The sequence below is a fragment of the Curtobacterium flaccumfaciens genome (assembly GCF_051548005.1).
Taxonomy (GTDB): Bacteria; Actinomycetota; Actinomycetes; order Actinomycetales; family Microbacteriaceae; genus Curtobacterium.
In genome coordinates this window covers 1-21,658 of record NZ_JBPUGH010000043.1, presented here as the reverse complement: position 1 = coordinate 21,658, position 21,658 = coordinate 1, and the positions used below count along the sequence as shown (strand labels likewise).

Sequence of the window (21,658 nt, the reverse complement as noted above, 5' to 3'; positions counted from 1 at the left end):
AGCTGGCACCGCGCCTCCAGGCCGTTCCGCTGGTCGCGTCAGGCGACCAGCCGCACGCCACTCAGAGCGTGACGAAGCTCTGCGACTTCGCGTTCGCGAAACGCGCCGCCACGTTCTCCCAGTCGACGATGTTCCACACGGCCTTCACGTAGTCCGCCTTGACGTTGAGGTAGTCGAGGTAGAACGCGTGCTCCCACATGTCGAGCATGAAGATCGGCACGACACCCAGCGGCACGTTGGCCTGCTGGTCGAAGAGCTGGAAGGTGGTCAGCTTCTGGCCGACCTGGTCCCACGCGAGCACCGACCAGCCGGAGCCCTGGATGCCCGTGGCGACGGCGGTGAACTGCGCCTGGAACTTCTCGAACGAGCCGAAGAACTCGTCGATCGCCGCGGCGAGCTCGCCCTCGGGGACCTTGGTGTCCGGGCCGAGGTTGGTCCAGAAGATCGAGTGGTTGACGTGGCCACCGAGGTTGAACGCGAGGTCCTTCTCGAGCTTGTTCACGTTCGCCAGGTTGCCCGACTCGCGCGCCTCGGCGAGCTGCTCGAGCGCGGTGTTGGCGCCCGTCACGTAGGTCTGGTGGTGCTTGTCGTGGTGCAGCTGCATAATCTTGCCGCTGATGTGCGGCTCGAGCGCCGCGTAGTCGTACGGCAGCTCCGGCAGGGTGTACTCAGCCATGTGAGGTCCTTTCGATCGGTGGTTGGCGGAACGGTGCTCCGCGACTCACGAGAGCCGGGAACGGTCGGTGAGGGAGTGGAATTCCCGGTTGTGGTACACGAGCGGCTCGCCGCGCTCGAGGCCGACCACGATGTCGAGGACCTCGGCCACCACGACCGTCGACGAGCCGATCGGCGTCGTCGAGAGGGGGCGGCACCGGAGCGCGGTCGCGGCTCCCGGCAGGTAGCGGTCACCGGACGGCAGCGTGCCCCAGATCGGGTCGTCGGCCGCGGGGCTCCCGGTGCTCGCGAAGCGCTTCGCGAGTGCGACACCGTGCGAGTCGACGAGGTGCACGACGAAGAGCGGCGCGCCGAGCACGACCCCGGCCGAGCCGGAGTTCGTCGAGAGCGAGAAGACGAGCACGGGTGGGTCGACCGCGACGCTCGCGACGCTCGATGCCGTGAGCCCGGTCGGGCCGTCCGGCCCCTCCGCGGTGATCACGGCGACGCCGGCGGGGTGGCCCCGGAAGGCGGACTTGTAGGCCTCGGCGAGGTTCGCGGGCGCGTCGGGCATCGTGGTCGTGGTCGTTCCTGTCATCGGGGTTCGGCCGCGTGCGTCGCGGCCAGGTCCCAACGTAGGACCTGAACCGGGGTTGAGGTCAACGATTCACAGGTTCCCGCGATCCCGGGCGCGCCGTGTGACGCCGCCCGACGCTCGATGACGTCAGGGGCGTTGGCGGGGCGCAGCCCCTCGCACGGTGCGAGGGGCCGCGGCCCGCCCACGCACGGTGCGACGCGCGGGCCGACCGTGCGAAGTTCCACACGTGGTGCGAGGACGACGAGCTCGCACCATGCAGGAAAACTCGCACGGAGCGGAACGCGCACCGCACCGAGCGGGACGCGCCGCGACCACACCGCGACGCGCACCGACCGAGATCCGGACCGCGGCCGGTCCCCTACCGCCGGCGGAGCATCACCACGGCGCCGAACGCCGCGACGACCATGAGCACGGCGGCCACCGACCCGGTGATGGTCACACCGGAGTCGAACGCCGCACGTGCCGACGCCAGGAGCGCCTGGCCCGCCGAGCCACCGAGGTCCGCGGCCGCCGAGACCGCTCCGCCGAGGGTCTCCTGCGCCGCCGTGTGCGCCGTGGACGACAGCCCGTCCGGCACCACGACGTGTGCCCGGTACGCGGTCGCCAGGATCGTCCCGAGCACCGCCGTCCCGAGCACGGCGCCGATCTCGTACGCCGTCTCCGACAGTGCGGACGCGGCACCGGCCTTGTCCGCGGGCGCCGTGGAGATGATGAGGTCGTTCGTGACCGTCTCGGACGCGCCGATCCCGATGCCGAGCAGCACGAAGGCGAACCCGAGCGCGACCACCGTGGCGTTGTGGCCGAGCATCGCGACCATCGCGTACGCAGCCGCCGAGAACAGCAGCGCCACCGCGACGACCCAGCGCGGCGCGACCCGGGCGACGATCGGCACGACGACGAGGCCGGCGACGATCGTCAGCACGGACCCGGGGACGAGCACGACGCCGGAGGTGAAGGGGTCGAGGCCGGCGACGAGCTGGAGGTGCTGGGCGATGAAGAACAGGAAGCCGGTCAGCGAGAACATCGCCGCGAGGTTCATCAGCACGCTGCCGGTGAAGGCCGTGCTCCGGAAGAGCTGCAGGTCGAGCATCGGCGTGCGGGAGCGCAGCTGACGACGGACGAACGCGACGCCGCAGACCACACCGACCGCGAGCATCGCGATCGCGAGGCCGCGCTCCTCGGGGTGCACGACCGACTTGATCGCCCAGGCCACGGGGCCGAGGGCGCCGAGCGACAGCAGCATGCTCGGGACGTCGACCGGCCCGGGAGCGGGGTCACGCGACTCCGGCACGAAGAACGGCACGCCGACGAGCATGAGCACGAGGATCGGCACGGCGACGAGGAAGACGCTGCCCCAGTGGAAGTGCGCGAGCAGCACCCCGCCGACGAGCGGTCCGAGGGCGTTGCCGGCGGCGAACATCGTCGACCAGACGGCGAGCGCCATGCGCCGCTCCCCCGCGTCCGTGAAGACGTTGCGGATGATCGAGAGCGTCGCCGGCATGAGCATCGCGCCGAAGACGCCCATCGCGATCCGGGCGGCGACGAGCATCCACGCATCGGTGGCGAAGGCCGCGGCCACGGACAGGAGTGCGAAGCCGGTCGCCCCGACGACGAGGATGCGGCGGCGCCCGATGCGGTCGCCGATGCTGCCCATCACCACGAGCAGGCCGGCGAGCACGAGCGGGTACGCGTCGACGATCCACAGCTGGGTCGTGGCGTCGGGGTCGAGCGCACGGCTGATCGACGGGAGCGCGAAGCTCAGCACGGTGTTGTCGACCGAGATGAGCAGCACGGGCAGCATCAGCACGGCGAGCGCGGCGAACCGTCGGGCACGGCTGCCGGTGGCGACGGTGGGGACCGAGCTGGTGAGCAGAGCGGACACGGGGACTCCTGGAGGACTTCGAGCCGGACCAGGTCGACGGCACTTCTGTGGGGTTGGTCCGGGACGGGGCGCGGAGATCGACACGCGCCCCGTCAGGACTCCGTTAGTGTACCGTCTGGACGGTGTTGGTTGCAAATGCAACCAACAGGCGGCCGGGAGGCACGGTGCGGGCCCGCCACGAGCCTCCAGGCCGGTGCGTGGTGCGCCGCGCTGGCGCGACGCGGGACGGCTACGCGCTCTCGCGCACCAGCAACCGGTGCCGGACCGTGCGCTGCACCGCCGCGCCGCTGCGCGGCAGCTCGCCCGCGAGCATCCCGAGCGCGAGGTCCAGCGCCTCGCGGGCCACGGCGTCGAGGTCGACCGCCAGGGTGGTGAGGGTGGGTGACACGAGCGCACCGAGGGGCAGTCCGTCCACTCCGACGACGCGGACGTCACCGGGGACGTCCTTGCCCGCGCGACGGCATGCCTGCAGCACCCCGAGAGCCATCACGTCGTTGAAGGCGAGGATCGCGTCGAGCCGGCGCCGGCGGGCCAGCACCTTCGTCGTCTCCTCCGCGCCGCACTCCGCCGTGCCGTGCGGCCCGTGCACGAGTTCGGGCAGGTACCCGCGCCGGTGGAGGGCGTCGAGCATGAGGACGCCCCGCGCGCTCGGCTGCCCCGGCTGCGAGTTGTCGAGCACGACGGGGTGCCGGACGCCGGTCGCGACGAGGTGGTCGGCGAGCTCCTCGACGGCCTCCGCAGGGTCGATCCACACGGCGGCGGTGGGCGGGTCCGCCGACGGGTCGAGCTCCACCATGGGGACGGATCCGAGGAGCGCGGTCCACCGCTCACGCCGGTTGCCGAGGTAGCCGATGACGACGTCCGTCTGGCTGCCGAGCGCCGCGACGATCCGGTCGGCGTCCCCGGCGAGCGTGGTGTCGGCGAGCATGACGTTCCAGCCCTGCTCCGCAGCGAGCCGGTACACGGCGGACGCGAGCTGCGGGGAGTAGGGGTTCCGGAGGTCGTTGACGACCAGGCCGAGCTGGTGGTCGCCGCCCGTGACGAGTCCGCGGCCGAACCGCGACGGGCGGTAGGCGAGCTGCTCGGCGACGGCGAGCACCCGCTCCTTCGTGGCCGCGCTGATCCCGGACATGCCGTTCATCGCGCGGGTGACCGTCTGACGGGAGACCCCGGCGGCAGCAGCCACGTCGATGATCGTGGCCCGGGGTCCCGCGGTGGTCGCCGTCGTCTGCGCCGCCGGTACCTGCGCCGCGGGCACGCCGGAGCGGTCCGGCGCGCCCGCGGCGCTCAGCGGATCGGTCAGTCGCGGAGGTCCAGCCATGCCACCTGTTCGGGAGTGAGGTCGACGGAGAGGCCCTGCATCGAGGACCGGGCTTCCGCGATCGTACGCGGTCCGAAGAGCGGGAACGTCGGGAACGGCTGGTTCAGGACGTAGGCGAGGGCGATGGCCGTGGCGGGCACCCCGAACTGCTCACCGAGCTCCCTGGCCCGACGGAGCCGCTCGAAGTTCTCGTCCGAGTAGTAGCAGCGGACGAGTTCGGCGTCGCTGGTGTCCTCCGGGGTCGCACGGCCGGTGAAGAACCCGCGCGCCTGCGACGACCACGGGAGCAGCGGGACCTGGCGCTCCTCGAGCCAGCGCTTCGACTCCGGGTCGGTCGCGTGGCGGCAGCCCGCCCACGGCACGTCGTACGCCTCGGCGAGGCCGAAGTGGTTGCTCAGCACCTCGAAGCCGTGCTTGCCGTTCGCCGCAGCGTACGCGTTCGCCTCGTCGAAGCGCGCGAGGCTCCAGTTCGAACCGCCGAACACCCGGATGCGGCCGGCGCGGCGGTGCTCGTCGAGGACGTCGACGAACTCCCCCACCGGGATGTCCTCGTTGTCGCGGTGCATCATGTAGATGTCCGCGTAGTCGGTCCCCTGGCGCTCGAGGCTCTCGAGCAGCTGCTTGGTCAGCGACTCCGGGTCGCAGAACGGGGTGTGCGCGCCCTTCGTGATGACGACCACGTCCTCGCGGACGCCGCGGTTCTGGATCCACTTCCCGAGGCGGCCCTCCATCGTGCCGCCGCCGTAGATGTACCCGGTGTCGAAGACGTTGCCGCCGCGGCTGACGAAGTGGTCGAAGATCGCGCTCGCGTGGGCGAGGTTCAGCTGGTTGTCGACGCCCATGACAAGCCGGGAGAGCCGCTTGCCGACACCGGGGATCTCCCCGTACCGCATCGGGTTGTCGGCCCGGTCGGGCTCGTGGGCCGCGACCGTCAACGGCCGGCCGCTCACCGTCGGGATGTCGGCGTCCTCGGCCTCGAACGGGTAGCGGAGACCGATCGCCTCGCGCCAGCGGTCCAGGGTCCTCGCGGTCGCGAGGGACTCATCGATCGTCATCTCGGGCGCGTCCGTGCGGCCCTCGCGCAGGGCAGCGGTCGTCGCGTCCGCCTCGAGCGCGTAGGGCGCCGCGCCCGCGAACGACAGCGTCCGGGGCTCCTCGTCGACCGTGCGCACCTCGATCGTCGGGTCGTCGCCGAGCGTCCACGGGTCGGTGAGCACGATCCGGCCGCGGGTGCCGTACACCGTCACGGCGTTCTCGTCCTGCACCCGCACACCGGTCCGGACCACCGCGGTGATCCCGGACGGGTAGGTGAGGTGCGCTGTGGTCCACTCGTCGACACCCGTCGGCCCGAGGGTGCCCGTCGCGGTCAGCTCGGTCGGCTCGGCGACCGCGACGCCCGTGGCCGCCTGCACGATCGCCGCGGTCATCGTGACGGGGTACCCGCCGACGTCGAGGATGCCGCCCCCCGCGGTGTCGACGTCGAAGAGCCGTCCGGTGCGCGACCCGGCGCGGAACGCGAACGACGCGTCGATGTGCGTGACCGCGCCGATCGCTCCGTCGCGCACCAACTCGCGGAGCGCTGCGGTCTGCGGGTGGAAGCGGTACATGTAGGCCTCGACGAGCGGGAGCCCGGCCTGCCGCGCGGCGTCGGCGAGCGCCATCGCGGTGCCGTGGTTCGGGGCGAGCGGCTTCTCGCAGAGGACCGCCTTCCCGGCCTCGAGCGCTCGCAGGACGAGGTGTGCGTGCCCGGTGTGGACGGTCGAGACGTACACGGCGTCGACGCGCGGGTCGGCGAGGACCTCGTCGTAGCCGGCCGCGGTGACGTCGGCGAACCCGTGCTCGGCGGCCTCGTCGGCGAAGGTCTGCGCGCGGGTGGGATCGCTGCTGCCGGCGGCGACGAGCACGCCGCCGACGGAAGGGTCGACATCCCCCGTCACACCGTTGCCGCTCGCCGGCAACTGCGAGAGGAAGCGGCGTGCGATGCCGCCCGGTCCGAGGACGGCCCACCCGTCCTGCGTGCGGGTGGTGGCGGGGGTCGCGGTCTGCGCTGACATGCGGATCCTGTTCGTCGTGAACCTTCACGGTCGCAGCGACGCTAGCCCGATCTCCGCCTCGGCACAATGCCCGGGATGCTTGACACGGCGTGTCGCGGAGAGCATGCTCTGACCACTTCGTGAGCGTTCACGGTCGAACGCTCGGCACGGGTCTCGACGATGAGCACCCGTGCGCCGGCCGCTGCCCGACGAGCGCGCCGCCGAGGTGTCCGGCAATCTCAACGACGAGAGCAGGTCGTCCGTGACAGCAGCACCATCCGTCCGTCTCAGCAGGCGGGGGTTCCTCGCCGGCGCAGGAGCCCTCGGGGCACTCGCCACCACCACCCTCCTCGCGGGGTGTTCCACCGGGACCGCGATCTCGGCGGACCCCGACGAACTGGTCCTCTGGTACTGGAACCGGTCGCTCGACCCGGAGTTCCTCCGCCGGGCGGCCGGTGGCATCCCCGGGCAGGGAGCGAAGCGGCTCCGACCCGACCTCATCGGTGGGGCCTCGTACGACACCAAGTTCCGCACCGCACTCGCCGGGAACGCGTTCATCCCGGACGTGCTGATGATCAACTCGAACTGCTGGCTGTACTTCCCCGACGAGGAGCTCTTCACCGACTTCCGACCGACGGCAGCCGAGAAGGCCGAGTACTACGACTGGAAGCTGTCGCTCGGGCGGACCCCGTCCGGGCGCCAGTGCTTCTGGCCCGTCGACACCGGGCCGACGGGGTTCTTCTACAACCAGGAGGTCCTGCGCAAGGCCGACCTGCCGACCGAACCCGACGAGGTCGGTGCCGCGATCAGCACCTGGGCCGACTTCCGGGACTTCGGCAAGCAGATCAAGCAGAAGACCGGCGCCGCGACGATCATCACGGCGACCCAGCTCTTCAACCAGTTCATCGCCGCGAGCCCGACACGGTACTTCGACCGCGACGACGAGCCGCTCTACCAGCGCGACGACAGCGCGGTGCGGAAGGCCTGGGACAACGCGGTCGAGTCGATCCGCGCCGGGATCACCGGCAACCTGCAGTCCGGCACCGACCAGAACGCCGGCTGGGTGGCCGGCCGTGTCGCCGGGCAGATCGAGGGCGCCTGGTGGACGCAGATCATCCACGACACCGCGCCCGACCTGTCCGGGAAGTGGCGCATCGCGAAGCAGCCGGAGCGGCCCGGCAACAGCGGCGGCTCGTTCCTGGCGGTGCCGAAGTCGTCGAAGGACCCGGAAGCCGCCGTGGCGTTCGCGAAGTGGATCACCGGGCCCGAGGTGCAGTCGCACACCTACAACGACATCCAGCTCTTCCCCTCCACCCCGGCGTCGTTCACCAACGGCCTGATGCGGAACCCGGGCGACTACTTCGGCGACCAGGACCCCCTCGACTTCTTCCGCGACGCCGCACCGGAGGTGCCCGTGACGTACATCTCGAACCGTGAGCGTTTCATCGGCGCGTTCGCCACGGAGATCACGAACGTCGAGTCGACGGGCAAGGACCCGGAGCGCGCGTGGAAGGACGCGGTCGACCAGACCGACCGGGTCCTCGCGAAGCGGGGGGTGGCGGCATGACCTCGACCCGCGAAGCGCCCGCCACCACGGCGAACCCGACCGTCGGCGGCACGCCCACCTCGTCGATCTCGACCGCCGCGGCCGGTCGGTCGTCGGGCCTCCGCCGCTTCTGGCCGCAGTACGTCGCGATCGCACCGTTCTACGTGCTGTTCCTCGTGTTCGGGCTGTTCCCGATCGTGTTCTCGATCGTGCTGTCCTTCACCGACTGGGACGGCGTCGGCTCCCCCGCGTGGGTCGGGTTCGCGCAGTACCAGTACCTGCTCGGCGACCCGCGGTTCTGGAACGCGGTCTCGAACACCTTCATCATCTGGATCATCTCGACCGTCCCGATGCTCTTCCTCGCCCTCGTGCTCGCGTTCCTGCTGCACGGCAACATCCGGGCGAAGGGCTTCTACCGCGTCGCGTTCTTCATCCCGAACGTCACGAGCATGGTCGCGATGGCGATCGTGTTCGGGTCGGTGTTCTCGGACGGCTTCGGCCTCGTCAACGCCGCGCTCCGAGCCGTCGGGGCGGACCCGGTCGGGTGGCTGTCGACGTACTGGGGCGTCAAGGTGACGATCGCGGTCATGGTGATCTGGCGGTGGACCGGGTACAACGCGATCATCTACCTCGCCGGGCTGCAGTCGATCCCGACGGAGCTCTACGACGCGGCGAAGGTCGACGGCGCGAACACGTGGCAGATCTTCACCCGCATCACCATCCCGATGCTCCGGCCGGTGATCCTCTTCACCGTGATCACGTCCACGATCGGCGGCCTCGGGCTCTTCACCGAGCCGCAGATCCTGTTCAACGGGCAGGCGGTCGGCGGCCCGGACGAGGCCGGCATGACGATCGTGCTGTACCAGTACGACCAGGCGTTCAACCAGTTCGACTTCGGCTACGGTTCGGCGATCGCCTGGGTGCTGTTCTTCTTCTCGGTGGTCTTCGCGATCATCAACTGGCGCCTGCTCAGTGAGCGCGACGGGCTGAAGACACCACGACGCCTCCGCACCGCACGCACCCTCGCTCCGGCCACGTCCGGCCGAGCCGACGCCGACCGCACGAGTGCCGAGACCACCGCTTCGAAGGGGGACCGCGCATGAGCGCCGACACCGCACCGAGCACGACGAACACCGCGGCGGCCCTCGGACGGCCGAACGCCGCCGCGGACCGCCCGGACGACCACCGGCGGGGGTTCGGGCACGGCTGGGTCGGGCGACTCGTCACGCACCTCTGCCTGATCGTCGGCGTCGTGCTGTCGATCTTCCCGTTCTACTGGCTGCTCGTGATGTCGACGTCGTCGAACGCGCAGATCTTCGGCTACCCACCCTCCCTCTGGTTCAGCGACCACACCATGCAGAACCTGGCGACGGTGTTCAGCAGCGTCGACATGGTCCGCGCGCTCGGCAACACCGTGCTCGTGTCCGGGGCGACGGCCGTGCTCGTCATGCTGTTCGACTCGCTCGCGGCGTTCGCCTTCGCCAAGTACGAGTTCCCGTTCAAGCGGTCGCTCTTCACGATCATGCTCGCGACGTTCCTCGTGCCGGGGAGCCTGTCGCTGGTGCCGAGCTTCGTGCTCATGGCGCACCTCGGCTGGATCGGTGGTCTCCAGGCGCTCATCGTCCCCGGGGCGGCGAACGCGTTCGGGATCTTCCTGCTCCGCCAGTTCGCGACCGGGTCGATCCCGAACGAGATCATCGACTCCGCGCGGGTGGACGGCGCCGGGTTCTTCCGGACCTGGTGGTCCATCGCTGTGCCGATGCTCCGCGGAGGCCTGGCGTTCCTCGGGATCTTCACGTTCATCAGCTCGTGGAACGACTACGTCTGGCCCCTCATCGTGCTCATCGACCCGAAGGGTCAGACGCTCCAGGTGGCGCTGGCCTCCCTCAGCTCGGTGAACGCGACGGACCTCGGCTCGGTGATGGCGGGCGCGGTGATCAGCGTCTTCCCGCTCATCGGGGTGTTCATCATCGGCTCGCGGCACTTCATCGCGAACATCGCCGCCGGAGCACTCAAGGGCTGACCCGACCCGCAGGCGCCGTGGAGGATGGCCCACGGCGCCTGCGCGCTGCCCGGCGCCGGTGCACGTCCGGCCGCTGCGCACCCGGTGCGCGCCGCCCGGTCCCGCGCATGGCAGACTTCCGGCATGGCAAGCGCCCGCGATCGTGTCCTGGACAGCTTCGTCGCCATCGTGTGCGAGGAAGGCGAGCGTCCGGCGACCCTCGACGCCGTGGCCGCACGCGCCGGCGTCTCGAAGGGCGGGCTCCTCTACCACTTCGGCTCGAAGGCCGCCCTCGTCGAGGGGCTCTGCGAACGGCTCTCCGACCTGTCGCACATCGACGTCGAACGGATGCGCGAGGCCGAGGACGGCGTCGCCCGGTACTTCGTCCGGAACTGCCAGTGGGTCGGGAGCGAGCTCGACCTCGCCCTCCTCGCGGCCAGCCGTCTGCAGCAGGCCGGGTACGAGGAAGCCGGCCGCACCCTCGACGAGACCGAGAACGCGTGGCTCGGGACGCTCGTCGACGAACTCGGCGACGAGCCGACGGCGCAGGCCGTCAAGCTGCTCGGCGACGGGCTCTACCACCAGGCCTCCCTCGGTGCCACGACGGACGTCCGGCCGACCCGCGGGGTCGTCGACATGGAGGCCCTGCTCGCCGTCGTCGACCGCCTGATCGCGACGAAGCCCGCGCCGTGAACCAGCACCCGCGCTCCTGGGGATAGACTGGCACCCGCATCACCCGCTGATTCCGGAGGTACCACCGTGGGCCGCGTCATCGCCGCTGTTTTCTCGATCCTGCTGCTGCTGGTGTCGATGTACCTGTTCGGTTTCGCGTTCCAGGTCGCGTCGGGCCAGGCCTTCGTCTTCATGGGCGGCCTGATCCTCATGTGCATCTCGTTCTTCCTGCCGATCCACGTGTTCGGCAAGCGGTAGTCACCACCGCGCACGACGCTCGGCCCCGCACCCATCGGTGCGGGGCCGTCGTCGTTCCGCTGCGCGGATCGGCCTGGAGGCACGACGAACGCCCGCCACGCGGCGGACGGCCGTCACGCGCGGACGTCCGGGGCCGCTGGTACTCCTGCAGGATCGGCAGGCTCTGCGGGAGCGGCGGCGCGGGCACGGCGCTGCTGGCCGTGTCGAGCGAGGGCCCCGGCGGCACCGGCTGCGAGACAGATCGGCGCGGTGACGACGAGACCGTCGATCCCGGCGATCCCTGCGGGGACAGCCGCCATCGTGCCCGCGAGCACCGCGGTCGCGGCCACCTGCAGCCACGGCCGCCGGACACGCTCGAGCAACCGTCCGGCACCCCAGCTCACGGGCACCGTGACGAGCGCTGAACCGAGCACGAACACGGCCGACACGGCGTCGACGAGCACCGCCCACGTGATGCACCCGCCGATCGCCGCCCACCACGATCCGCCACCGGAGGAGACCCAGGAGGTCGAGAACAGCGGCGCGAGCAGCATCCCCAGCACCGACGCGACAGGCAGCGTCGCACCGAGCATCCACCCTGCGGCACGACCGTTCAGCGCCCACGCATCCGCCGCGGTCCACCGCTCCCGTGCGGTCACGGCCACACCGCCTCCGCGCGCCGCACCGAGGACGCGGTCCGGGCCGCTGACCGGAGTTGTCCCCAGCGGGCCAGGGCACCGGCACCGGCGGCGGTCGCCCCGACGAACACGGCGAAGAACGGGCCGGAGTGCGGCGCCCAGGCCTCGCCCGCCGCCCACGCCGTCCCGGAACCGAGTCCGCCGGCGAGGACGGTCGTGGCGACCACCTGGAGCCCGTGGGACCGGACGCCCGCCATCAGCACGCCGAGCGCGTGGGTGAACGGCAGCGACACGACCGCGCCGCCGAGGGCGACCACCGCGGTCACCGCGTCGAACAGGAACAGCCAGTACACCGCGGACAGCTCGTCGCCGAGGCCCCCGGACCAGTCGTACGCGACGACCGATGCCGTGACCCACCAGCACACGAACGAGAGCGACACCAGGGGGACGGTGACCCCGGCGAGCCAGAGCCATGCGCGCGCGACGAGGCCGACGGTGTCGCCGAACCGCCAGACGATCATGCGTCGCGCCCGGCGACGATGCCGACGATCTCGGTGACCGAGCGGCGGAACGGTCGGACCCGGAGCATCGGCAGGGCGAACCGCAGCACACCGAGCGCGGCGTCGACGAGCCGGTCCGTCCGCCGCTGCCCGGGTGAGCGGTCGTACACCCAGAACAACGTCAGCAGCAGGTAGGCGCTCCAGAGCGCGTGTGGCAGGTCGGTCCCGAGGGTGCCGGGCAGCTGCGTTCGGGACCCTTCGACCGCGTCCCGGAAGAGGCCGAGCACGACGTCGCGCGCGGGTGCGGACTCGGCGGACATCGGGTTGTTCGGCGAACCGGGTGCGATCGCCGTCGTGAGGAACTGCGGCGCGAGGTCGTGCCACGAGCGCAGGTTGCCGAGACCCGTCCGGACGACGATCCCGATCCGTGTCGCGAGGTCGTCGTCCCCCTCGAGCAGCGGTTCGGCCAGGGCGCGGTGCTCGCGCTGCACCTCGACGTAGAGCTCCTGCACGAGGTGGTCCTTCGTGGGGAAGTGGTAGTAGGCGTTGCCGACCGACAGGCCCGCTTCGTCCGCGATGGACCGCATGGTGGTCGCGTCGTACCCCTTCTCCCGCAGGGACCGGAGCGCCACGTCACGGATCAGGGCTCGCGTGCGGTCGCGTTTCGACTGGGGCGCTTCATTTTCGAACACGTTCAAAAAGTACACCCGCAGCGCACGAGAGCGCACCCCCTCGGTGAGGGAGTGCGCTCTCGGGGGAACGGACGGGCGTCAGGCGGGGACGCGCAGCGACCGGAGGGTGACCGCGGTCGCGATCGCCGCGTGTGCGGCCTCGGCGCCCTTGTCCTCCTTCGACCCAGGCAGTCCGGCGCGGTCGATGCCCTGCTGCTCGTCGTCGAGGGTGAGGACACCGAAGCCCACCGGCTTCCCGGTCTCGATCGCGACCCGGGTGAGCCCGCTCGTCGCCGCGTCGGACACGTACTCGAAGTGCGGGGTGCCGCCGCGGATGATGACCCCGAGGGCCACCGCCGCGTCGAACCCGGACTCGAGCGCCGACTTCGCCACCACCGGCAGCTCGAAGCTCCCGGGCACGGGGATGACGGTCGCGGACGCCCCGAGCCGTTCGACCTCGCGCTGCGCCCCCGTGAGGAGGCCCGCCGCGATCACGTCGTGCCACTGCCCGGCGACGATCGCGACCCGCACCCCGGTGCCGTCGACGTGGCCGCGCTCCGCAGCTCCCGCTCCGCTCATCGTGTCGTTCCTTCCGTGGGCGACTTCCCCGCCCGGTCGGCCGCGTCCAGCCACTCGACGAGCGCGGCGATGGTGATGACGGGCACGCCCTCGCGCGCCCCGAGTTCGACGAGCCGTGGCAGCCGCATCATGCTGCCGTCCTCGTCGACGATCTCGCAGATCGCCGCTGCCGGGCGCAGGCCCGCAGCGGTCACGAGTTCGATGGCTGCCTCGGTGTGCCCCGCCCGCTCACGGACGCCGCCGGGGCGAGCACGGAGCGGTACGACGTGGCCGGGACGGTGCAGGTCGGAGCGGACGGACGTCGGGTCGGCGAGCACCCGCAGGGTCCGGGCGCGGTCGTGCGCGCTGATCCCGGTCGTGATGCCGGACGCCGCGTCCACCGTCACCGTGTAGGCGGTGCCGCGCGGGTCTTCGTTGTGCGCCACCATCGGCGGCAGGTCGAGCGCGTCGGCGATCTCGGCGGACACCGGCGCGCAGACGAACCCGGACGAGTGCGCGACGGTCCACGCGATCCACTCCGGGCTCGCGAGCTCGGCGGCGAGGATGACGTCGCCCTCGTTCTCCCGGTGCTCGTCGTCCGCGACGATGACCGGACGACCGGCGGCGATCGCGGCGACGGCGTCGTCGATGCTCGACAGTCCGGGGACGCGGTGCTCGCCGGGACCGGACGCGACCGTGTCCGCGACGTGCGTGACGTGGCCGACCATCACCGAGCCTCCAGGACGGAGCCGGCCGAGGCGGCCGAGGCGGCGGCGTCGAGCCGCAGCATCCGCCGGACGTGCCGCGCCAGCACGTCGGTCTCCACGTTGACCCGGTCGCCCGGCACGCGGAGCCCGAGGGTCGTGGCCTCGAGCGTCTCCGGGATGAGGCTGACCTCGAACCACGCGGCGTCAGCCGGGGTGTCCTCCGCCGAGACCGCGCTCACGGTGAGGGAGACGCCGTCGAGCGCGACCGAGCCCTTGTCGACGACGAGCGGGCTGAGCTCGGGCGCGAGCGAGAACCGCACCCGCCGCCAGCCGTCCCCGTCGGACGTCTCGAGCACCGTCGCGGTCCCGTCGACGTGCCCCTGCACGATGTGTCCGCCGAGACGGTCCCCCACCGAGGCGGCGCGCTCGAGGTTGAGCCGGTCACCGACGACGAGCGCTCCGTGCGCACTCATGTCGAGCGTCTGCTTCATGACGAAGGCGGTGAAGGTCTCGGGGGTCTGCTCGACGACGGTCAGGCAGACGCCGGAGGTCGCGATGGAGTCGCCGTGCGACGCGTCCGCGACGACGAGCGGCCCACGGACGGTGAGCGCGACGGAGTCGCCGTGCTGCTCGACGGCGGTGACGGTGCCGAGTTCCTCGATGATGCCGGTGAACACTGGTGTCCTCTCAACGGGACTCCGGGGGTGCTCGACGGTCGTCGACACGGGCGGACGGTTCGACGCGGTCGACCGGTCCGCCAGCGCTTCCTCCCATCCGGACTTTCACCGTCGGTCCTGGAATCCCACCAGGTCAACCTCTGCCGGGTTCGCACCCGTCATCAGTTCGTGGACTGTCACCACCGGTTCGGACTTGCACCGACCCCGGAGCGCTTGCGTACCGGGAACGATACCCCACCCGCATGACGATCACGTTGCGCCGGTTGCGCCGCGTGACGAGCAACGGCCTGGAGGCTCGCGGCGGGGCCGCCACGAGCCTCCAGGCCCTCGTCTGGTGCGTCGTCAACCACGCCCGCGCGCGAAGGCGACCGCTTGCCGGAGCGACAGGTCGGGCAGGTACGCACGGACGACCGCGATGCCGATCGCCGGCAGCGCCACGGGGTCGGGGTAGGCGAGGACGAGCGGGTGCAGCTCCGGACCGAACTTCTGCTTGAAGCGCAGCAGCGACCGGAACCCGTACACCGGCTCGAGCACCCCGCCGACGAGCTCGAGGAGGTTCTGCACGCCGTCCGTCGGGGCGTCCGGGTCCGAGACCTGGGCGAGCGGCGCGGCGGACAGGCTCAGCCGCTCCGCTCCCTCGTCCCGCATCTGCTCCGCGGCGCTCGCGACGAGGAACTCCATGACGCCGTTCGGGGCGTGGTCCGTGCGCCGCATCACGTCGAGCGTCCACCCGACGACCCGCCCGTCGCGGTGGCTCGGCAGCCAGCTCGTGACGGCGAGCACCGTGCCCTCGGCGTCCTGCGCGACGAGCGTCCGGACGGCAGGGTCCCGCATCTCGTCGACACCCCCGAGCGTGAACCCCATCTCGGGGAGCTCCCGTTCGGCGACCCACTCCTCCGAGATCGCCTCGATCTGGCGGACGGTCGACACCGGGAGGTCCTGCCAGGACGACCACGTGGCGGTGATGCCCTCGCGTCGCGCCTTGTTCACCGCCGTGCGGACGTCCTGCTTCTTCTTGCCGCTCGTCGTCCAGGTGCGGGGGTCGAAGTCGGCGTCCTCGGCGACCGGCAACGTTCCCCACCCCTGCTCCGTGAGGTGGTCCGCGACGTCGGCCTCGATGCCGTAGAACGCGGCGGTCCAGCCGTTGTCGTCGCAGTACCGGGCGAAGTCCGTCAGGGCACGTTCCCGCGCGTCGGGCCACCCGAACGGGCCTCCGACCGTCACCGCCACCGCCCCGTTGCGCCGGAAGGCGACGCCCGAACGCCCGTCGGCGGCGAACCAGTACTGGTTGCCGAGCCACGTCGTCATCCAGCCGAACGTGTCGCCGCCCCCGGCGAGCAGCAGCGCGCGTGCCCGTTCCCGGTCGGCCCGCGAGCCGTCCGCGTCGGTGTCCGGTTCGACCGCCCCGGTCGGGCGGACCGCGGCGAGCGCCACGACGACCCAGAGCACCGGTCCGCTCAGGCCCACGACGAGCCGGAGTGCCGGGTCGAGCGACGGCAGACGGTCCCAGAACGACACCGGCGCGAGCGGGCCGAGGGCTGCGAGCGCCAGTCGGACCGGGTCCTCCACGCGGGCCGGTGACGTAGCCGCGACCACCAGCACGATCGTCACGAGCACGAGGGCCGACGCCCCGACGGTGACCGAGAAGCCGACGACCCGACGGCGGGACGGCAGCACGGTGAACGAACGGCGGAGCAGGACGAGCACGACCGCGGTCGCGAGGGGCACGACGATCGAGGCCGCGATGGACACGTCGACGACGAACTGGTCCTCGAAGCCGTGCAGTGCGGTGACACGACCGGGGACGAGCCCGTAGGTGACGGCGGCCGCGACCGCCGTGACGGTGTCGACGACGACGACGAGCCACACTGCGAAGCGACTGCCCCGGAAGAGCCCGAGACCGCCGACGAGCAGGACGAGCAGCGGCGCCAGGGCGAGGACGAGCGTCCACGGGTCCGTCGCCCGGAACGAGAGCAGCCCGCGGAGGCACTCCCCCGCGACGCCGTCGGCCCGGCATCCCCGCACCGGGCTCACCGGACCGGCTCCGACGACCGCAGCGAGCGGCGCGAGCAGGCCGACGCGTGCCCGTGACACGAGCGCGATGACCGGGCCGACCGCCGACACGAGGACAGCCGTCCCGAGCAGCACCCGGATCTCCCGGTGGGAGCTGCGGAGCCACCCGGTGCGCTTCGGCGTCCGTCGGAGCAGTTCACCGAGGACCCAGCCGGCCGCCGCGGCGAGCACGGCGTACAGGTCGGACACGTGCCCCGCGTACAGGAGGAGTGCGGCGACCACGGCGAGGGCGTTCACGCGGATGCGGCGGCGCCAGAGGGTGCCCGCGAACGCGCTCGCGGTGACGATGGTGCCGACGATCGCGGTCCACGGGTCGAACGCCGTGGCGCGGCCGAGCAGGAGGTGCCCGACGTCGCGACCGTCGGTGTCGACGAACGCGGTGAGGGCACCGACGCCGGTGCCGACGACGGTCGTGACGACGAAGGCGGCGATCGTCCGCCACGGTCCCATCAGGCGTTCGGACGCGCCGACGAGGACGACGACGCCGGCGATCGTCACGAGGATCGCGAGCAGGCCCGTCGACGCGGCGAACACCCGGAGCGGACCGAACGACGCGGGTGGGGTGCCGTGCTGCACGCGGAGTGCGACGGCGGTGACGGATGTGGCGAGGACGAGCAGGGCGAGCACTGCGGTGACCGGGTACCGCCGCACGGTCTGGCGGACACGTCGCGGGAATGCTCGGGCTCGGGGGCTCACAGGGCACCGCTCGCGGGGAGGCCCATGTGGGCGATCACCGACGGGAGTCCGTGGGCGAGGACGTACCGCACCGTGTTCCAGTCGTGCGCGGAACCGGGCGAGACGATGACCTGGGTCGAGATGCCGACCTTCCGAGCCGCCGCGTCGAGCATCGCCGTCGACTTCCGGTACGGGGCGTCGTCCTGTCCGACACCGAACACGGTGAGGTGGTCGACGTAGTGGCCGTGCGCGGCCATGAGTGCGGCCGGCGCGGCGGCGCGGTACTCCGCGGCGGAGCCGTCGAACGCGACCTTGATGCTGTTCGCCGCGCTCCCGGTGAGCGGCGCGGGCTCGCTCGAGATGGCCAGTGCCGAGCCGAACACGTCCGGGAACTCCGAGGAGAACTGCATCGCGCAGGTCGCCCCCTCCGAGAACCCGGCGACGGACCACCCCGACGGCGCCGCGGCCACCGGCAGGTGCTTACGGATCCAGTCGACGGTGTCGGTCATGACGTAGGTCTCGCTCCGTCCGAGGCGCCGCGAGTCGACGCACATGGGGTTGCGGTTCGGCGCGCCGAGCTGGTCGGGCGACACCACGATCGGGGCCAGCCCGTCGTGGGCAGCAGCGTAGCGGTCGAGGTACTTCCCCATGTTCCCGGTCTGGAAGAGGTCGGAGGGCTCCCCCGGCTGTCCCGAGAGGGCGATCATGACGGGCAGCGTCGGCGGGTGGGCGGTCCGTGCGGCCGGCGGGAGCCAGACGACGGCCTTCCGGGCGTGGAAGTGGGACACCGTCGCCGGGATCTTGACGCTGATGGTCTCTCCCTCCGCGGGCATGCCGGCGGGGGCGCGCCAGCCGGACGGGTCGAGGGCCGTGCGGGTCGACGGTCCACTGGCCAGCACCGGCAGGTCCTTGTACGGGTACGGGTTCGTGACGAGCGCCTGCTGCACGTCCTTGTAGAACCCGAAGTCGACGTTGACGCCGAGTCCGGCGGCGAGCACGACGGCGCACGCGGCACTGAGCGCGACCACCCGTCGGCCCCACCCGCCCTGCACGGCGACGGTCAGGAAGAGGGCGATGCCCGCGACGGCCAGTGCCACCCACATCCGGGTGATCGGCGTGAAGGCGACACCGAAGGCGTCCTGCACGTCGCCGAACCACCACACCAGGCCGAGCCCGACGACCGCGCCGGCGACCATCGCGCCGATCCGGACGAGGAACTTCGTGAGCGACCAGGGTCGGACGACGAGCGCCCAGACCACGAGGAGGCCGGCGACGACGTCCACCGGGACGAGGACGTCGCTGTCCGTGATCTTGAGGCGCAGGAGTTCGTGGAGCACGTGCCAATCGTGGCCCTGGTGGGCTGCCGACCAGCCGCCGGACCGCTTCCACTGCTCACAGGATGGGCATCACCGCTCTCCAGGTGACGTTCGGCCGGTTCACAGCACGACGGTGCGCCGGGACCACCTCGAGCGAGATGGTCCCGGCGCGACCTCGGTGGGTCGCCCTCGCCGTCAGGACCGACGACGGAGCGTGAGCACCCCGGCTCCGACGAGGAGCAGGAGCAGCGCCGCGGTCAGCGGCAGGGCCGGTGACGATGCGCCGGTGTACGCCAGACCGGTCGCGGTGCTCCCGGTCGTGGTGCTCGTGGCCGCGGTCTCCGCGGTGGTGAGCGCCGTGGCGACGGCGGTCGGCCGGGAGGCACGGCTCGCGTCGGTCACGACGGCTGCGGTCACGGGGACCGTCGCCGTCACGGGCGTCACGCCGGAGCCCGTTCCGGTGCCGGCTCCCGGGGTGGTGCCGGTGCCCGGCGTCGTCCCGGTCCCCGGGTCGGTGCCGTCACCTGGGTCCGTGCCCGTCCCGGGGTCCGTACCGTCACCCGGGTCCGTACCGGTCCCCGGGTCCGTGCCCGTGCCCGGGTCCGTGCCCGTGCCGGTGCCCGGCGTCGTGCTGGTGCCGTCGCCGACGATACCGATCCCGTTGCCGCCGACGGTGATCGGCAGGCTGATCACCGGGGTGACCTGCGTGCCCGAACCGATCCCGTCGGAACCGTCCGTCGTGCCACCGGCCGACGGGGTCGAACCGGTCGAACCGGTCGCCGTACCGGACGTCGAGCCTGAGCTCGTGCCGTCACCGACGACACCGATCCCGTTCCCGCCGACCGTCACCGGGACACTGACCACCGGGGTGACCTGCGTCCCTGAACCGATGCCGTCGGAACCGTCCGTCGCGCCACCGGCTGACGGCGTCGAACCGGTCGCCGTGCCGGACGTCGAGCCCGAGCTCGTGCCGTCACCGACGACACCGATCCCGTTGCCCGACACCGTCACCGGCGCCGAGACGAGGCCGCCGACCTGGGTGCCGGAGAGCAGTCCGTCGGAACCGGACGTGGTCGCCGGGGTTCCCCCCGAGGACGATCCGGTCGGAGCCGCGGAGGACGTCGAGCCCGAGCTCGTGCCGTCACCGAGGACGCCGATCCCGTTGCCCGAGACCGTCACCGGGACGGACACGACGGGGGCGACCTGCGTGCCGGACGCGGTGCCGTCCGCCCCCGAGGTGGTCGGTGCCGACGCGGCGGACCCCGACGGAGCCGGCACCGTGGTCGGCTCGGCGGACGGTGCGGACTCGCTCACAGCGTCGCCCCCGACGGCGATGGCGTTGCCCGTCACCGACACCGGCACGGACACGTCGCCGGCGACCTGGGTGCCGGAGGCGGTGCCGTCGGCGCCCGAGGTGCTCGGCGCCGTGGCGGCCGGAGCCGCAGTGGCCGGAGCCGCAGTGGCCGGGGCCGTCGAGGGCGCCGGTGCAGACGGAGCGGTGGTCGACGCCGCGTCACCCGCGACGCCGACCGCGTTCCCGGAGACCGTCACCGGGACGCTGACGTCCGGTGCGACCTGCGTGCCCGAAGCGGTGCCGTCCGCCCCCGACGTGACGGGCGCCGGGGCGGGAGCCGGTGCCGGTGCCGGTGCCGAGGTGGCGCCGGACCCGGTCGCCGTGGACACCGCGTCGCCGAGGACGCCGAGCGCGTTGCCGGTGACGGACACCGGGGCGTCGACGGACGGGGCGACCTGGGTGCCCGAGACGGCTCCGTCCGCTCCGGAGGTGGTCGCAGCGTTCGCTGCCGCCGCTCCCCCGAGGGTCAGGCCGCCGACGAAGAGGGCGAACCAGAGCCCTCTCGAGACGTACTTGTTCATGGTCGTTCACTCCTGATCGAGATCGGTTCCCGACCGCGGACACGGTCGGGGATGTGTGCGTGCCTGCCGTGGCGGACAGGCGCACCGATCTCAGTCAGGGGCGACGTCGTGGTCGCCGACGAGCGACGTGGGGACCACGTCGTCGGCGAGGGGACCGCGTGACCCCGCGGCGAGGGAGAACTGGGTGCCGGAGCCGGCGGTGGTGCCGACCGGCGCGTAGGTCGAGGAGCCGCCCGCGGCGCCGCCGGCGGTGCCGGTGGCGGCAGGACCGTCGGTGGGCAGGTGCACGGGGGCCCCGCCCTTCGGCACGAGGAGCGCGCGCCCCTCCACGACCACGGAGGCCGTCGCGGGGACGCCCAGGGACGCGCCACCGGACGCGGGGACCCGAACCGCCGCGGCCGGTGACGTGGTCGCTCCCGCGGCATCGGCCGACGCGGCCGTCTCCGCGGGGGAAGGAGCCGTCGCGGACGCGTCCGTGGGGCCCTCGGAGCCGCTGCCCACCGGAGGCAGGACGGTCCCGGTGACGGGGGTCGTGCCTCCAGGCAGGGTCGGGCCGGACGGGAGCACACCGTCGACGGGCGGCAGCACACCACCCGGGACGAGCGGGACCGATCCGTCGACGACACCGGGGAGCGTCCGGACCGTGCCGCCGATGCCGCCGAGCGTGTCGTCGACGAGGCCTGTCACGGGCGCGGTGACGGTCCCGAGGGCGTCGTCACCGGCGATCGGTCCGACGACCGGCAGACCGCCGACGACGCGGTCGAGGGCATCGACGAGCCCCGTCACCGGGCGCGCGTCGGTGGCGTCCTGCACGACCCGGGCGACGGGGCGCAGTGCGGTCGCGAGCGTGCCGGTCAGCGGCCGGGAGGCAGTGGTCACCTCCGTCGTCGAGTCAGACGTCGCCGTCGGCGCGGGAGCCGTGGCGGAGGTCGCGGGCGCCGGTCGGGCCGGCTGCGCAGCGGGTCGCGCGGGAGCGGGCTGGGCCGCGGGAGCCGGAGCGGGCCGGGCCGCGGGAGCCGGAGC

19 protein-coding genes, 1 pseudogene and 1 riboswitch are annotated in these 21,658 nt (G+C 72.3%); of the genes and pseudogenes, 5 read left to right on the top strand and 15 right to left on the bottom strand.

Annotated features, from left to right (window positions below; translation table 11 throughout):
• Positions 1-61: 61 nt before the first annotated feature.
• From ACSW7Y_RS07460 to ACSW7Y_RS07440, 5 genes are all read right to left on the bottom strand, one after another.
• Positions 62-676 (bottom strand): superoxide dismutase, encoded by a 615-nt coding sequence (locus ACSW7Y_RS07460; RefSeq protein ID WP_058725055.1) that lies wholly within the window; start codon positions 674-676, stop codon positions 62-64.
• Between the two features lie 45 nt (positions 677-721).
• Positions 722-1,252 carry a flavin reductase family protein gene (locus ACSW7Y_RS07455; protein ID WP_438125677.1) on the bottom strand — a complete coding sequence of 177 codons (531 nt, stop codon included), beginning with the start codon at positions 1,250-1,252 and terminating at the stop codon, positions 722-724.
• Between the two features lie 358 nt (positions 1,253-1,610).
• Positions 1,611-3,134, bottom strand: a complete 1,524-nt coding sequence (locus tag ACSW7Y_RS07450; RefSeq protein ID WP_438125676.1) for an MFS transporter — start codon at positions 3,132-3,134, stop codon at positions 1,611-1,613.
• 229 nt (positions 3,135-3,363) lie between these two features.
• Entirely contained in the window at positions 3,364-4,455 is a 1,092-nt protein-coding gene (locus ACSW7Y_RS07445; protein ID WP_438125675.1) for a LacI family DNA-binding transcriptional regulator, read from the bottom strand.
• Positions 4,434-6,509: an aldo/keto reductase gene (locus tag ACSW7Y_RS07440; RefSeq protein ID WP_438125674.1), complete on the bottom strand. Its 2,076-nt coding sequence runs from the start codon at positions 6,507-6,509 to the stop codon at positions 4,434-4,436. Before ACSW7Y_RS07440 ends, ACSW7Y_RS07445 begins: the two co-directional genes overlap by 22 nt.
• A 241-nt stretch (positions 6,510-6,750) precedes the next feature.
• Between ACSW7Y_RS07440 and ACSW7Y_RS07435 the strand changes: the two genes are divergently transcribed.
• From ACSW7Y_RS07435 to ACSW7Y_RS07415, 5 genes are all read left to right on the top strand, one after another.
• Entirely contained in the window at positions 6,751-8,055 is a 1,305-nt protein-coding gene (locus ACSW7Y_RS07435) for an ABC transporter substrate-binding protein (RefSeq protein ID WP_438125673.1), read from the top strand.
• Positions 8,052-9,137: a carbohydrate ABC transporter permease gene (locus tag ACSW7Y_RS07430; protein WP_438125672.1), complete on the top strand. Its 1,086-nt coding sequence runs from the start codon at positions 8,052-8,054 to the stop codon at positions 9,135-9,137. Before ACSW7Y_RS07435 ends, ACSW7Y_RS07430 begins: the two co-directional genes overlap by 4 nt.
• On the top strand, positions 9,134-10,057 hold the full coding sequence (locus ACSW7Y_RS07425) for a carbohydrate ABC transporter permease (RefSeq protein ID WP_438125671.1): 924 nt from the start codon (positions 9,134-9,136) through the stop codon (positions 10,055-10,057). The genes ACSW7Y_RS07430 and ACSW7Y_RS07425 overlap by 4 nt, the downstream gene beginning before the upstream one ends.
• A 123-nt stretch (positions 10,058-10,180) precedes the next feature.
• Complete coding sequence (locus tag ACSW7Y_RS07420; RefSeq protein WP_438125670.1) at positions 10,181-10,729, top strand: TetR/AcrR family transcriptional regulator; 549 nt, start codon at positions 10,181-10,183, stop codon at positions 10,727-10,729.
• A gap of 66 nt (positions 10,730-10,795) precedes the next feature.
• Positions 10,796-10,966, top strand: coding sequence for a hypothetical protein (locus ACSW7Y_RS07415; RefSeq protein WP_175329491.1), 171 nt, complete (start codon positions 10,796-10,798; stop codon positions 10,964-10,966).
• Between the two features lie 113 nt (positions 10,967-11,079).
• Here the strand turns inward: ACSW7Y_RS07415 and ACSW7Y_RS07410 are convergent, their stop codons facing one another.
• From ACSW7Y_RS07410 to ACSW7Y_RS07365, 10 genes and pseudogenes are all read right to left on the bottom strand, one after another.
• A complete protein-coding gene (locus tag ACSW7Y_RS07410) occupies positions 11,080-11,604 on the bottom strand; it encodes a hypothetical protein (protein ID WP_438125669.1) in 525 nt (174 codons plus the stop codon).
• Complete coding sequence (locus ACSW7Y_RS07405; protein WP_438125668.1) at positions 11,601-12,104, bottom strand: hypothetical protein; 504 nt, start codon at positions 12,102-12,104, stop codon at positions 11,601-11,603. Before ACSW7Y_RS07405 ends, ACSW7Y_RS07410 begins: the two co-directional genes overlap by 4 nt.
• Positions 12,101-12,715 (bottom strand): TetR family transcriptional regulator, encoded by a 615-nt coding sequence (locus tag ACSW7Y_RS07400; RefSeq protein ID WP_438125667.1) that lies wholly within the window; start codon positions 12,713-12,715, stop codon positions 12,101-12,103. The genes ACSW7Y_RS07405 and ACSW7Y_RS07400 overlap by 4 nt, the downstream gene beginning before the upstream one ends.
• A 138-nt stretch (positions 12,716-12,853) precedes the next feature.
• Complete coding sequence (ribH, locus tag ACSW7Y_RS07395) at positions 12,854-13,333, bottom strand: 6,7-dimethyl-8-ribityllumazine synthase (protein WP_438125666.1); 480 nt, start codon at positions 13,331-13,333, stop codon at positions 12,854-12,856.
• A gap of 35 nt (positions 13,334-13,368) precedes the next feature.
• Positions 13,369-14,040 (bottom strand): annotated as a pseudogene (gene ribB, locus ACSW7Y_RS07390) (3,4-dihydroxy-2-butanone-4-phosphate synthase); the annotation flags it as partial.
• Positions 14,040-14,696 carry a riboflavin synthase gene (locus ACSW7Y_RS07385; RefSeq protein WP_438125665.1) on the bottom strand — a complete coding sequence of 219 codons (657 nt, stop codon included), beginning with the start codon at positions 14,694-14,696 and terminating at the stop codon, positions 14,040-14,042. The pseudogene ribB and the gene ACSW7Y_RS07385, both read right to left, overlap by 1 nt.
• An 81-nt stretch (positions 14,697-14,777) precedes the next feature.
• Positions 14,778-14,911, bottom strand: a riboswitch (FMN riboswitch).
• Between the two features lie 127 nt (positions 14,912-15,038).
• The gene (locus ACSW7Y_RS07380; RefSeq protein WP_438125664.1) at positions 15,039-17,465 is read right to left on the bottom strand and encodes a bifunctional lysylphosphatidylglycerol flippase/synthetase MprF; all 2,427 of its coding nucleotides are present in this window, start codon (positions 17,463-17,465) and stop codon (positions 15,039-15,041) included.
• Positions 17,462-18,781 carry an alpha/beta hydrolase-fold protein gene (locus ACSW7Y_RS07375; protein ID WP_438125663.1) on the bottom strand — a complete coding sequence of 440 codons (1,320 nt, stop codon included), beginning with the start codon at positions 18,779-18,781 and terminating at the stop codon, positions 17,462-17,464. The genes ACSW7Y_RS07380 and ACSW7Y_RS07375 overlap by 4 nt, the downstream gene beginning before the upstream one ends.
• A gap of 174 nt (positions 18,782-18,955) precedes the next feature.
• Entirely contained in the window at positions 18,956-20,635 is a 1,680-nt protein-coding gene (locus tag ACSW7Y_RS07370) for a hypothetical protein (protein ID WP_438125662.1), read from the bottom strand.
• A gap of 90 nt (positions 20,636-20,725) precedes the next feature.
• Positions 20,726-21,514 (bottom strand): hypothetical protein, encoded by a 789-nt coding sequence (locus tag ACSW7Y_RS07365; RefSeq protein ID WP_438125661.1) that lies wholly within the window; start codon positions 21,512-21,514, stop codon positions 20,726-20,728.
• Between the last annotated feature and the right edge of the window lie 144 nt (positions 21,515-21,658).